Here is a 12376-nt window from a genome sequence, read left to right on the forward strand (position 1 = left end):
TTATTCTACGGTTACACTGATTATACGTATATCTTTTTTGGGGCGATCGTAAGCATCTTTAGGCTGTTCGGCAATCTGGTCGAGGATATCGAAGCCTTCGGTCAGTTCCCCGAAGATGGTATAATGACCGTCTAAATGGTGGCAGCCGCCAACGGTGGTATAAGCTTTGCGCTGTTCGTCGGTAAAGACCAGGTGTCCGGGTGTCGCTAAGATCATGGAGTCGACATCCGCACTGATTTTACGCATCCGTTTGGTGTATTCGCGTTTGTTTGTCTGTTTCAGCATCTGCATGTCCATATAAACAGGCTTGTATATTTTATCGATCGCTTTTTGGCGGATGTCTTTGTTGGCAATCAGTTCCAGCGTATCCAGTTCGCCGCTTCTGTACACTTTGCCTTGTACGATAAAGAACTGGGACATATCTGACTTTTTCTGTGGGTTTACGTCGTCGTTTTGGCGGGGAGCGGCAAATGCTCCGCGTTTATGGAAATATTGTGGTTTCATCTCCGGCAGGATTTCCGCATTGCGGTCTCCGAAACCACACTGGGCTCCGGCAGGCGCATTCCGTGAGTCTGGTGCTCCGCCCTGTATCATGAATTCTTTGATTACACGGGTGAAAAGCGTACCGTTGTATTCTCCTTTATTGGCACGGTCGATAAAGGTACGGACATGGTTGGGTACGTCGTTGTATAAGCGTACCTTCATTGTGCCTACATTTGTCTTTATAATGACTGTTTTTTCGGAATCCTGTGCCCAGATAGAAGCTACACAGGCTGATAAGCATAGTAAAATGTAGTAAATCTTCTTCATCTTTTTTTATTGATTTGGTGGGTAAAGATACAGTTTATGTTGTTAAACACAAAGTAAAGAGTTATATTTGCAACCTTTTTTCAGGGCAAATAATAAACTTAAATATAATATGGATTGGATAAATGATTTGCTATGGGGCGAGGGCATAGGGCACTCAATTCTTTTACTCTCCTTTGTCATTGCAGCCGGCATTCAATTAGGAAAAATCAAAGTGTTTGGCGTTTCTTTAGGCATTACGCTGGTATTGTTCGTCGGTATTATCCTCGGACATTTCGGTTTTACGATTAACCACAATGTAATTCACTTTTTTAAGGAATTCGGTTTGATTCTCTTTGTCTATTCTGTAGGTATGCAGGTAGGACCGGGTTTTTTCTCTTCTTTCAAGCAAGGAGGAATAACCTTGAATATGCTTGCCTGCGGGATTGTGTTTTTAGGTGTTGCAACTGCTATTATCTTGCATTTTGTGACGGGTATTCCGATGCCGACAATGGTGGGTATCTTATCCGGAGCCGTAACGAATACTCCGGGTCTGGGGGCTGCCCAGCAGGCTTATTCCGATATGCACGGTGTGGGAGATAATACGATTGCTTTGGGATATGCCGTTGCTTATCCGTTGGGTGTAATCGGTATTATCCTTGCTATTATATTTGTCCGTTATGCCTTCCGCGTAAACTTTGACAAAGAAAATGAGCAGTTGAATAACGAGGACGCTTCACATCAGAATGAAGCCAAGCCTATTTCCTTAATCGTAAAGAACCCGGCAATTTTCGGTAAAAAGGTCAGCGAGCTTTCAAACCTGCTCGAACATCACGATTTCGTGATTTCCCGTATCTGGCGCGATAGCGATAAGAAGATTGAAATAGCATCCGCCAATACGCAGCTTCAGGAAAATGATAAAATCTTTGTTATTACGACGGAAACGGAAGCCGAAACAATCAAGGCTTTTATCGGAGAAGAAATCGATATGGAGCGTAAGCAATGGATTCGTATGGAAAGTCAGTTTGTGAACCGTCGTATCCTGATAACAAAACCGGAATTGAACGGTAAACGTTTGGGACAACTCAAGCTGCGTAAGCTGTACGGTATTAATATTACCCGTATCAACCGTGCCGGTGTCGATTTGGTAGCGACTCCCGGTTTGACTCTTCAGGTGGGCGACCGTGTGAATGTGGTAGGTACGGAAACGGCAATCTCCAATGTAGAGAAGGTGTTGGGAAATTCCATGAAACGTTTGAACGAACCGAACCTGATTACCATCTTTATCGGTATAGCTCTGGGTATCATATTGGGTAGCCTTCCGATTTCTTTTCCCGGTATCCCTCAGCCTGTCAAGTTAGGTCTTGCCGGTGGTCCGCTGGTTGTGGCTATTTTAATCAGCCGTTTCGGATATAAATATAAACTGGTTACGTATACAACCCAGAGTGCCAATCTGATGTTGCGCGAAATCGGTATCACGTTGTTTCTTGCTTGTGTGGGTATCAGCGCCGGCGACGGTTTCGTCGATACGATAGTAAACAACGGTGGTTTCGCCTGGATAGGTTACGGTTTTATTATCACGATTGTTCCGTTGCTGATTATCGGAAGTATCGGACGTTATTTCTGCAAAATCAATTATTTTACTTTGATGGGAATGATTGCGGGAAGTACAACCGACCCGCCAGCACTGGCTTATTCGAATGCTACGGCAGGAAATGATGCTCCTTCGGTGGGGTATGCAACCGTTTATCCGCTGGCCATGTTCCTCCGTGTCCTTACCGCACAATTACTCATATTATTTTTTGCCTGATGGGGGCCGTGGGTATATCTTCTTTAATAGATATTAGCCATACTCACTAAGGGTTCATATAGTTTTTCAATATCCTGAGCGTCCAGCTCGATAGTCAACTGGTCTCCCGCCTGAATAATCATTCCGGCGGGAGGCTGGTTTTTATGGCTGCGGTGTACATTTATAATGATACAATCTCCGGGGAGTTTTAGCTTATCTGTGGGCTTTCCGTCCAGGAATGCTCCTGCCATTACTTCCACATCGAGTGTTACCCTTTTCTGTTTTTTGAACAGGGGCTTATTAATCATTTCTTCATACAACAGGACGTCGAAAGGCTTTATTTCCAATAACTGCGTAAAATAATAGGTAAGCCCTCCCACAACGATGGAAGGATAGAATACCTCAAAATGTCCGGTGATTTCGGTAATCAAAATGATTGCTGTAATCGGCGTACGTATCACGGCAATCAGGAATGCAGCCATCCCTATCAACATTACATAACTTACATTCTCAGGTCCGATTATCCCTTTCTGCACAAGTATCAGGGCACATAATTTGCCGACTAATCCGCCCGTCACAAGTGTGGGGATAAAGCTACCTCCGGGCAAGCCGGATGAAAAAGAATAAACGGTAAAGAACATATGCAGCAACATCATCCCCCCAATCCAGTATAGGTTATTGCTTCCGCCTATTGCCTGCTCGGTGAGGAACTGTTCGCCTCCTCCGGTCAGGTCTGTTACGGTAAGGGAGATGATATAAGCAACGAATACAAGTCCCAGCAACTTAATATATTCGGGTTGCTTGATACGCGGATATAGCCGTTTGACGTGTAGCATCAACTGCGAATAAAGCTTACCGAACAGAGAGATGATTACGGCAAAAAGCAAGAATAGTTTTATCTGTAGCCCGTTTGGAAGGTCGGGAGCTATCGCCTGTATCTCATGATAGGGGTTGATAGGAAACATCATGCTGGCGATTGCTCCGGCAACTACACCTGCCAGCAGGGTGGTAATCGCTGTCTTGGGTGCATCGAAACGTTCAATCGATTCAATTACCAAAGTCGCTGCCGCAAGTGGTGCTGCAAATGCCGCTGCTAATCCGGCTCCAGCTCCTGCTGCAAGCAACTGTTTCCGTTCCCCGCTTAATACATGCCCCCATTTGGCGACCAAATCGCCGATATAAGAACCCATTTGTACGGAAGGTCCTTCCCGTCCCATGGATAATCCGCAGCTTAAAGTCATCACCCCTCCTGTGAATTTAGCCAACAGTTGGCGGAACGAATGCAGATAGCCGATTCTCCCGTTGATGGCAGCCCGTGTCTGGGAGATTCCTCCGCCTGAAATAAACGGGTATTGCTTCACCATCCAGGAAACAATGATGAGCATTCCCCATAGAATGAAGAAAAACAGGATGTGGAGATACCAGGGTGGGGATGAATCGAAGAATGCTTTCCGCAGGTTGTAAAATAATTGCAGCAGGTAGTGGTAGGGTACGGCGACCGCTCCGGTCAGCAACCCCACTATCAGGCTTACGAAATATAGCCTGGCGTCTACTAATTTCAGTTTTATTCTTGTCCTGTTTATTTTCATAAGCTCGTTTAAAACAAGCTTGGGTGGGTTTTGGTTGATATTCTTTTGCCGCTTAACAATCCATTAAATAAAATGTTGTTTTTCCCGGTCATAGTTATGGTTTTCCGAAATCATAGTTATGATTTTGAAAAACCATAACTATGAATTGATAAAATACCCGTATGCAGGTTCTTGTTTAGGAGAGGGAAGAGGGGAGTTGCAAGTATCGATACCCTGTTTTCAAAACATAGGTGTTTTGATTTTAAAACATATATGCTTTGCATTCAAAACACCTATGTTTTGAAAATGCTGTCTTTTTGTTTCGGGTATTTCGTATCTTTGTCAAAACAAAATCTTTAAACCAAGTAATATCATGAAACACGTATCTGTGGGGAAGCTCCTGTTTGTAGCTTTTGCTTTGTTGTTGGCCTGTACGGTATCGGCACGTAAGCCGGTTAAAACACTATTGATTACGGGACAGAATAATCACAATTGGCAGGTTAGCCATGTCGTATTGAAGCAAATATTGGAAAATTCCGGACGTTTTGAGGTGGATTTGGCGGTCTCTCCCGGGCAGGGAAAAGATATGTCCGGATTTGTCCTTGACTTTACGCCTTACCAGTTGGTCGTACTCGATTACAATGGTGATGCCTGGCCGGAAGAAACCAATAAGCATTTCCTGGAATATGCGCAAAGCGGGGGTGGAATAGTTGTTTATCATGCTGCCGATAATGCTTTTTCCGGATGGGCTGAGTTTAATAAGATTTGTGCATTGGGCGGTTGGGAAGGACGCAATGAAAAGTCCGGCCCGTATGTATACTGGCAGGATGATAAGTTGATAAAATACAGTTCGGCTGGGGTAGGCGGCTCGCACGGGCAACAACATGAGTATGTATTGAACGGTCGTAACAAAGTCCATCCTATAGTAAAAGGGTTACCCAATAAATGGCGTCATGCAAAAGACGAATTATATGACCGTATGCGTGGACCGGGAAATATAAAAGATATTCTTTTTACTGCTTATTCCGATAAGGAAACCGGAGGTTCCGGCCGCGAAGAGCCACTGATATTTACTGTCGATTACGGGAATGCACGTATTTTCCATACCATGCTCGGGCATGCAGGGGAAACCGTAGAAGATAATCCCGCCATGCAGTGTGCCGGTTTCCAGGTATTGCTTCTTCGTGGAGCCGAATGGGCGGCAACGGGGAAGGTAACCCAGAAAGTACCGGCGGATTTCCCGACAGAAAACCAGTGCTCTTACCGGAAATCATATAAGTAGCTTTCCTTAAAGCGGATATTCTTCAAAGGCATACAATGCAGTGGAAAGATAACGTTCTCCTGTGTCGGGAAGCAGGGCGACGATTGTCTTTCCTGCATTTTCCGGACGTTCGGCCAGTTTCAGGGCGGCATAGACGGCAGCTCCCGATGAAATGCCGACTAATAAACCTTCCTTCTGGGCAAGTTCGCGGGAAGTACGGATGGCATTGTCTCCTTCTACCTGTATAATTTCGTCTACAACGCTTCCGTCATAAGCTTTCGGGATAAAGCCGGCACCGATACCCTGTATCTTGTGCGGACCGGGTTTGCCTCCGGACAGGACAGGTGAGTCGGTCGGTTCTACAGCTACAATTTTTACATTCGGATTGTGAGCTTTTAAGCCTTTGCCTACACCGCTGATGGTTCCGCCTGTGCCTACACCGGCAACGAATATATCCACCTTGCCATCCGTATCACGCCAGATTTCCTGTGCGGTTGTCTTTTCGTGTTTGGCCGGATTGGCTGGGTTCTCAAACTGTTGCAGGATGATGGAGCCCGGAGTTTCGTTGCGGAGCGCTTCTGCTTTGGCTATCGCACCTTTCATGCCTTCCGCTCCTGGAGTCAGTACCAGGTTGGCTCCTAATGCTTTCAATAAATTACGGCGTTCCAGGCTCATGGTTTCAGGCATGGTGAGTACCAGTTTGTAACCTTTGGCAGCCGAAACGAATGCCAGTCCGACTCCGGTATTGCCACTTGTCGGTTCGATGATGGTAGCACCCGGTTTAAGGAGTCCTTTCTCTTCTGCATCTTCAATCATCGCCAGTGCAATCCGGTCTTTTACGCTACCGGCAGGATTGAAATATTCCAGTTTACCGATTAATTTGGCTTTTAATCCTTTGCTTGCATTGAAATTTGATAACTCCAACAAGGGAGTGTTACCGACAAGGTCGGTCAGTTTTTTTGCTACGTTTGCCATATCTGTAATTTTTTAGTGTTTATCTATTTTTCTTATTGCAAAGATAAAGATAGCTATTCTACTGGTATATACCATAAACAGGGTATATTTACATTTGGTTCTTACTTCCTGCATGAAAAAAAGTGGCGGGAAATAGCCTCCGGGTCTTGCATATTAAAAAATAATATCTACCTTTGCACCCGCAATCGAGAGAGATTGAATGCCTCTTTAGCTCAGTTGGCCAGAGCACGTGATTTGTAATCTCGGGGTCGTTGGTTCGAATCCGACAAGAGGCTCAAAAGAATTGACAATGGAAAGTTGACAATTGACAGTTAGGTGTCGCTTTCTTGTTTTTATCTGTCAATTATTAACTGTCAACTGCTTGGGCAGTTACCAGAGTGGCCAAATGGGGCTGACTGTAACTCAGCTGTCTTTCGACTTCGGTGGTTCGAATCCATCACTGCCCACAAAATAAAAAAGACCTGGAAGAATTTCTTCCGGGTCTTTTTTATTTTACGTATATCTTCCGTTTTATTTAAACACGAGGATTCGTTTGTCCAGCGGGCTGATCTCTTTAGGGCCGGGTTGTTGTGTAGGAGTGCCGAAAGGCATTTGGGCTATCAGGTCCCATTCGGGGTCGATGTTCCATTCTGTACGGATAGCTTCGTCTATTAACGGATTGTAATGTTGCAGGGATGCTCCTAATCCAACGTCTTCCAGCATAGTCCAGATTGCCAATTGGTGCATGGCGGATGTCTGTTGCGACCAAAGCGGGAATTTTACGCTGTAAGTAGGAAAAGAATCTTGTAGATGTTTCACCACCTTTTTGTCTTCAAAATACAGAATCGTTCCGTAACCGGAAGCAAAACTATTGTTTATTTTTGCTTCGGTAGCTTTGAAAGCCTCTTCAGGGACGATTTTCTTTAATGTCTCTTTCGTGATTTCCCAAAGGCGTTTGTGCTGGTCTCCCAACAGGAGGACAATACGGGTGGATTGTGAATTGAAGGCAGAAGGTACATGCTTGACAGCATGGTCTATGATGTCTTTTATTTCGTTGTCTGAAACCGGAGAACCGTTTGTTATATGGTAATAAGTTCTGCGATGCGCTAATGCTTCTTTAAAGTTTCGTGTCATAATTGTTTATTCTTTAATTGTAGTCATTGTTAAAACAGAATATCGGAGGCTTTTGTTTACAAGTGGTAGATGTTTTATTAGGACTCTCCTGTTTAATTTCTTTTATGTTTTTATCAAGAGAATGAAATATATCTTTAACTTCGTTGATATTCCAACTCTATGGTTGGTTAAATAAATGAAAGCAAAACGTCTTTTTATCCTTATTTATATAGGACTTAGCTTATTAAACTCCGGCTTGCGGGCGCAGGAAGTTTATCTTTTAAAGGGGGGATACGAACTTGATATCTCGTTTTCGCCGGATAGCATGCAGGTATTTACTTTAAGGCATGAGGCGATGAGCCGGGTGATAGAAGAGGACCCTTTTCTGCGTTATAGTGGAATTGACTTTAATGCTTATTTGGTGTTGGACCGATGGGAATCTCAATGTGACGTGTGCCTGTATTTGTATGAGAAAAGTTCAGGAAAGAATTTGTTTAAGGATAAGCGATATTATGAAAGCGGTTATGATATGGAGCACGAGTTGTTGTTATATCTCGATACGGATGAGAAGGCGAATCCCGAAGGAAATCTGACATTGCTTGATTTGCATGGATTGTCGGAGATTCATATCGATGTAAGTGCGTTCATTACGGAAAAAGTATTTCCCGTTTATTATTGGACTGAGTTCAGAATAAACAAGGTGGATGATGGTTATGTGTCTATTACTTATGAAGGAGAAGGTCCGCATGTTACCCGAAAATACAAGAGGGAGCTTATCCGGACTCTTAACCATAAATAGAAAATTTATTTCATGAATAATTGGTTTGTTTAAAAATAATTTTTACCTTTGCGCCCTGTAAAAAGAGAGAAACTCTATTAGAATCTTCGTTTTTGTACATGATGCTAGTTCAGAAAAGGGAAGACAGATAGCAGGAGTTGACTTAAATTTCTAATTAACAAAAAAAGAAAGATAGCGATGTCTAAGATTTGTCAAATTACCGGAAAGAAAGCAATGGTTGGCAACAACGTTTCTCACTCTAAAAGAAGAACGAAGCGTAAGTTTGATGTAAACCTGTTTACAAAGAAGTTCTACTGGGTAGAACAAGATTGTTGGATTAGCCTGAATATTTCTGCTGCAGGCTTGCGCACTATTAATAAACTTGGTTTGGATGCAGCAATTAAAATGGCTGCTGAAAAAGGTTATTTAAACGCTTAATTTAAGGAGGAAAACGAAGATGGCTAAAAAAGCGAAAGGTAACAGAGTTCAGGTTATTTTAGAATGTACCGAACATAAGGAAAGTGGTATGCCGGGTACTTCAAGATATATCACTACAAAGAACAGAAAGAATACGACTCAGAGATTGGAGCTGATGAAGTACAATCCTATCCTGAAGAAAATGACATTACACAAAGAAATTAAGTAATAGGAGATTAAACAATGGCAAAAAAAGCAGTTGCAACATTTAAGAAAGGTGACGGTCGTACCTATTCAAAAGTGATTAAAATGGTTAAGTCCCCGAAAACTGGTGCTTACATTTTCCAGGAAGAAATGATTCCTAACGAAGCAGTAAAAGATTATTTCGCTAAATAATTGGCGTATATGATATTTAGAAAGAGGTCTTTCCCGATTGGGAGAGACCTCTTTTTTTATGCATATATCCGGTGACGTATTAAATATTTTCTTAATTTTGTTCGGGCGAACAGAAATGTCTGCCAGATGTTATATGAATAAGTAATATAATTATATAAATAGTTAAGAACCATGAGATTTGATGTATCCAGCACCGCGCTGTTATCCCGTTTGCAGTCTATCAGTAAAGTGATCGCTTCTAAAAACTCGTTACCCATCCTGGACAGCTTCCTGTTTAACCTGGATGGTAATAAGCTGACCATAACAGCTTCAGATGCTGAAACTCGTCTGGTTACTTCTGTCGATGTAATGAACGCACAGGGTGCCGGACTTTTTGCTGTGTCGGCTAAAATCCTGCTCGACCCGTTAAAAGAGTTGCCGGAACAACCGCTTACTTTCGATATCAACGATGAAAACCTGGAAATCTTTATCCATTTCCAGAATGGTAAATACAACTTCATCGGACAGAAGGGGGATACCTATCCGCAACAAAAACCGTTGAACGAAAATGCGATCTCCATTGTAATGGATGCACAGATGCTTCTGAATGGTATCAGCCGTTCTTTATTTGCAACTGCCGATGACGAGCTTCGCCCGGTAATGAATGGTATTTATTTCGATATCCATACGGAAGACCTTACCTTTGTGGCTTCCGACGGACATAAATTGGTACGCTTGCGTAACCTGTCTATTCAATCACCGGAAAGAGCGGCTTTTATCCTGCCTAAGAAACCTGCCAATCTGTTGAAAGGATTACTTGCAAAAGAAGCAGATAGCGTTCATGTAAAGTTTGATGATAATAATGCTTATGTGACTTGTGAGAATTTTGAAATGGTTTGCCGCCTTATCGAAGGGCGTTATCCGAATTACAATAGTGTAATCCCACAGGAAAATCCTTTCAAAGTAACAATCGACCGCGTTTCTTTCCTGAATGCGTTGAAGCGTGTGTCCGTATTCTCCAATCCGGCAAGCAGTCTTGTGAAGTTGCAGCTTAAGGATAATGTGATGGTTGTTTCTGCACAGGATATCGACTTTTCTACATCTGCAGAAGAAAAAATCATGTGTAATTTCGATGGAACCGAATTGAGTATCGGTTTTAAAGCTACTTATCTGATTGAAATTTTAAGTAACATCAATTCCGAAGAAGTTGTCTTGGAATTGGCTGATCCTTCACGTGCCGGTCTGATTATTCCTTCTGAAAATGAAGAGAATGAGGACTTGCTGATGTTGCTCATGCCGATGATGTTGAATGATTAATAAAATTAAAAATGCAGTTAAATCTTAGAAACCCGTTGATTTTCTTTGACTTGGAAACAACGGGTATAAATATAGTAAAAGACCGTATCATTGAAATTTCATTCCTGAAGGTTCATCCGAATGGGAAAGAGGAATGTAAGACAAGGCGAATTAATCCGGGTATGCCCATCCCTCCGGAGTCTACAGCGATTCATGGTATTACGGATGAGGATGTGAAGGATTGCCCTACATTCAAGGAGATAGCCAAGTCTTTGGCTGTGCAAATTGAAGGATGCGACCTCGCCGGATATAATTCCAACCGTTTCGATATACCTTTACTTGCAGAAGAATTTCTTCGTGCAGGAGTCGATATCGATTTAAACAAGCGTAAGTTTGTGGATGTGCAGACTATTTTCCATAAGATGGAACAACGAACGTTATCTGCTGCTTATAAGTTTTATTGTGATAAGAGCCTGGAAAATGCCCATACGGCAGAAGCCGATACGATTGCAACTTATGAAGTGCTGAAAGCCCAGTTGGACCGTTACCCCGATTTGCAAAACGATATAAATTACCTTTCACAATACTCCAGCTTTAATAATAATGTGGATTTCGCCGGACGTATGGTGTATAATGATAAGGGAGAGGAAGTGATAAACTTCGGCAAGTACAAAGGGCAGCTTGTTGCGGATGTGCTGAAGAATGACCCGGGATATTATTCATGGATTATTAATGGGGATTTCCCGTTGAATACAAAGAAAATGCTGACAGAAATAAAATTGAGAGGTTTTAATTCTAAATAAAAGCATTCGTAACTTATGTTGAAAAACAAACATATCATTTTAGGAATAACCGGTAGCATTGCGGCTTATAAGGCTGCTTATATCATTCGTGGCCTTGTGAAGAAAGGGGCTGAAGTTCAGGTTGTAATAACTCCTGCCGGAAAAGAATTTATTACACCGATTACCCTTTCTGCTTTAAGCAGTAATCCGGTAATCAGTGAATTTTTCTCTAATCGAGACGGTTCATGGCACAGCCATGTGGACCTTGGTCTTTGGGCGGATGCCATGTTGATAGCACCTGCTACGGCTGCCACTATTGGCAAGATGGCTAATGGGATTGCCGATAATATGCTGGTGACAACTTATTTGTCATGCAAAGCTCCTGTCTTCGTTGCTCCGGCAATGGATCTGGATATGTTTGCTCACCCTACTACCCAGCAGAACCTGGACCGTCTCCGTTCATTCGGCAATCATATAATTGAACCGGGAGAAGGGGAGTTGGCCAGCCATTTGGTAGGAAAAGGGCGAATGGAAGAACCGGATAAAATAATAGAAGTCCTTGAAGACTTTTTTGCTTCCCAAACTCAACTTCAAAAAAAAAAGATTGTTATAACGGCGGGTCCGACCTATGAGAAGATAGACCCGGTCCGTTTTATCGGGAATTATTCTTCCGGTAAAATGGGGTTTGCTTTGGCTGAGGCTTGTGCGGAACAAGGTGCGGACGTTACGTTGATAGCCGGACCGGTATCCTTGAAAACCGTTCATCCGAATATCCATAGGATAGATGTAGAGTCCGCAGAAGAGATGTATCAGGCTGCGGTTGCGGCCTTTCCGGATGCAGACGCCGGTATATTGTGTGCTGCGGTTGCTGATTATCGTCCGGAAATACAAGCTACGGAAAAAATCAAACGGGAATCGAAAGGGGATATGACGCTTCATTTGGTTCCGAATAAAGATATAGCGGCTTCCTTAGGCAGCATGAAACGGGAGGGGCAGGTCTTGGTAGGCTTCGCTTTGGAAACAGAGAACGAAACCCAGTATGCGGAAGGCAAACTGAAACGGAAGAATCTGGATTTTATCGTTATGAATTCATTAAGGGATGCCGGCGCAGGATTCCGCACGGATACCAATAAGATTACAATTATAGACAGTAGAGGAGAAGTAACGGCGTATCCGCTGAAAAGCAAACAGGAAGTAGCTACAGATATAGTGAATAAATTGGCGTCTTTTCTGAAATAGGAAATATCTCGTAAAGAA

General features: G+C 43.0%; 13 protein-coding genes and 2 tRNA genes. 11 read left to right on the plus strand and 4 right to left on the minus strand.

Annotated elements, in window-relative coordinates; all coding sequences use genetic code 11:
- Positions 1 to 810, minus strand: a complete 810-nt coding sequence (locus tag ACGE0T_RS05930) for a peptidylprolyl isomerase (protein WP_459189613.1) — start codon at positions 808 to 810, stop codon at positions 1 to 3.
- 109 nt (positions 811 to 919) lie between these two features.
- Between ACGE0T_RS05930 and ACGE0T_RS05935 the strand changes: the two genes are divergently transcribed.
- Positions 920 to 2596, plus strand: coding sequence for a putative transporter (locus tag ACGE0T_RS05935; RefSeq protein WP_459189614.1), 1677 nt, complete (start codon positions 920 to 922; stop codon positions 2594 to 2596).
- Between the two features lie 23 nt (positions 2597 to 2619).
- Here the strand turns inward: ACGE0T_RS05935 and ACGE0T_RS05940 are convergent, their stop codons facing one another.
- Positions 2620 to 4164, minus strand: coding sequence for a ClC family H(+)/Cl(-) exchange transporter (locus ACGE0T_RS05940; RefSeq protein ID WP_459189615.1), 1545 nt, complete (start codon positions 4162 to 4164; stop codon positions 2620 to 2622).
- 352 nt (positions 4165 to 4516) lie between these two features.
- On the opposite strand from ACGE0T_RS05940, the gene ACGE0T_RS05945 reads away from it, so the two are divergent.
- On the plus strand, positions 4517 to 5425 hold the full coding sequence (locus tag ACGE0T_RS05945) for a ThuA domain-containing protein (protein WP_459189616.1): 909 nt from the start codon (positions 4517 to 4519) through the stop codon (positions 5423 to 5425).
- Between the two features lie 6 nt (positions 5426 to 5431).
- Here ACGE0T_RS05945 and cysK read toward each other — a convergent pair whose 3' ends face one another.
- Positions 5432 to 6379, minus strand: coding sequence for a cysteine synthase A (cysK, locus tag ACGE0T_RS05950; RefSeq protein ID WP_459189617.1), 948 nt, complete (start codon positions 6377 to 6379; stop codon positions 5432 to 5434).
- 201 nt (positions 6380 to 6580) lie between these two features.
- Here cysK and ACGE0T_RS05955 point away from each other — a divergent pair.
- Positions 6581 to 6654: transfer RNA gene (locus tag ACGE0T_RS05955), tRNA-Thr, on the plus strand.
- An 88-nt stretch (positions 6655 to 6742) separates the two neighbouring features.
- Positions 6743 to 6825 (plus strand) — tRNA-Tyr (locus ACGE0T_RS05960).
- A gap of 64 nt (positions 6826 to 6889) precedes the next feature.
- Here ACGE0T_RS05960 and ACGE0T_RS05965 read toward each other — a convergent pair.
- Entirely contained in the window at positions 6890 to 7492 is a 603-nt protein-coding gene (locus tag ACGE0T_RS05965) for a nitroreductase family protein (RefSeq protein ID WP_459189618.1), read from the minus strand.
- 175 nt (positions 7493 to 7667) lie between these two features.
- On the opposite strand from ACGE0T_RS05965, the gene ACGE0T_RS05970 reads away from it, so the two are divergent.
- The 7 genes from ACGE0T_RS05970 to coaBC all read left to right on the plus strand — a co-directional run bounded on the left by ACGE0T_RS05970 (position 7668) and on the right by coaBC (position 12358).
- Entirely contained in the window at positions 7668 to 8270 is a 603-nt protein-coding gene (locus ACGE0T_RS05970) for a hypothetical protein (protein ID WP_459189619.1), read from the plus strand.
- Between the two features lie 177 nt (positions 8271 to 8447).
- Positions 8448 to 8687, plus strand: a complete 240-nt coding sequence (rpmB, locus tag ACGE0T_RS05975) for a 50S ribosomal protein L28 (RefSeq protein ID WP_459189620.1) — start codon at positions 8448 to 8450, stop codon at positions 8685 to 8687.
- A 19-nt stretch (positions 8688 to 8706) separates the two neighbouring features.
- Positions 8707 to 8895: a 50S ribosomal protein L33 gene (gene rpmG, locus ACGE0T_RS05980; RefSeq protein WP_005642977.1), complete on the plus strand. Its 189-nt coding sequence runs from the start codon at positions 8707 to 8709 to the stop codon at positions 8893 to 8895.
- A gap of 14 nt (positions 8896 to 8909) precedes the next feature.
- On the plus strand, positions 8910 to 9062 hold the full coding sequence (locus ACGE0T_RS05985) for a DUF4295 domain-containing protein (protein ID WP_005638125.1): 153 nt from the start codon (positions 8910 to 8912) through the stop codon (positions 9060 to 9062).
- A 171-nt stretch (positions 9063 to 9233) separates the two neighbouring features.
- Complete coding sequence (gene dnaN, locus ACGE0T_RS05990; protein ID WP_459189621.1) at positions 9234 to 10358, plus strand: DNA polymerase III subunit beta; 1125 nt, start codon at positions 9234 to 9236, stop codon at positions 10356 to 10358.
- A gap of 11 nt (positions 10359 to 10369) precedes the next feature.
- Complete coding sequence (locus ACGE0T_RS05995) at positions 10370 to 11140, plus strand: exonuclease domain-containing protein (RefSeq protein WP_459189622.1); 771 nt, start codon at positions 10370 to 10372, stop codon at positions 11138 to 11140.
- 15 nt (positions 11141 to 11155) lie between these two features.
- Complete coding sequence (gene coaBC / locus ACGE0T_RS06000; RefSeq protein WP_459189623.1) at positions 11156 to 12358, plus strand: bifunctional phosphopantothenoylcysteine decarboxylase/phosphopantothenate--cysteine ligase CoaBC; 1203 nt, start codon at positions 11156 to 11158, stop codon at positions 12356 to 12358.
- The last annotated feature ends 18 nt before the right edge of the window (positions 12359 to 12376 follow it).

The organism is Parabacteroides sp. APC149_11_2_Y6 (genome assembly GCF_054506995.1).

Bases quoted from the DNA above. Each gene is read 5' to 3' on its own strand.
- ACGE0T_RS05945 (WP_459189616.1), top strand. From the start codon at position 4,517: ATGAAACACGTATCTGTGGGGAAGCTCCTGTTTGTAGCTTTTGCTTTG.
- coaBC (WP_459189623.1), top strand. From the start codon at position 11,156: ATGTTGAAAAACAAACATATCATTTTAGGAATAACCGGTAGCATTGCG.
- ACGE0T_RS05930 (WP_459189613.1), bottom strand. From the start codon at position 810: ATGAAGAAGATTTACTACATTTTACTATGCTTATCAGCCTGTGTAGCT.
- ACGE0T_RS05965 (WP_459189618.1), bottom strand. From the start codon at position 7,492: ATGACACGAAACTTTAAAGAAGCATTAGCGCATCGCAGAACTTATTAC.
- dnaN (WP_459189621.1), top strand. From the start codon at position 9,234: ATGAGATTTGATGTATCCAGCACCGCGCTGTTATCCCGTTTGCAGTCT.
- rpmG (WP_005642977.1), top strand. From the start codon at position 8,707: ATGGCTAAAAAAGCGAAAGGTAACAGAGTTCAGGTTATTTTAGAATGT.
- cysK (WP_459189617.1), bottom strand. From the start codon at position 6,379: ATGGCAAACGTAGCAAAAAAACTGACCGACCTTGTCGGTAACACTCCC.
- ACGE0T_RS05970 (WP_459189619.1), top strand. From the start codon at position 7,668: ATGAAAGCAAAACGTCTTTTTATCCTTATTTATATAGGACTTAGCTTA.
- ACGE0T_RS05995 (WP_459189622.1), top strand. From the start codon at position 10,370: ATGCAGTTAAATCTTAGAAACCCGTTGATTTTCTTTGACTTGGAAACA.
- ACGE0T_RS05985 (WP_005638125.1), top strand. From the start codon at position 8,910: ATGGCAAAAAAAGCAGTTGCAACATTTAAGAAAGGTGACGGTCGTACC.
- rpmB (WP_459189620.1), top strand. From the start codon at position 8,448: ATGTCTAAGATTTGTCAAATTACCGGAAAGAAAGCAATGGTTGGCAAC.
- ACGE0T_RS05940 (WP_459189615.1), bottom strand. From the start codon at position 4,164: ATGAAAATAAACAGGACAAGAATAAAACTGAAATTAGTAGACGCCAGG.
- ACGE0T_RS05935 (WP_459189614.1), top strand. From the start codon at position 920: ATGGATTGGATAAATGATTTGCTATGGGGCGAGGGCATAGGGCACTCA.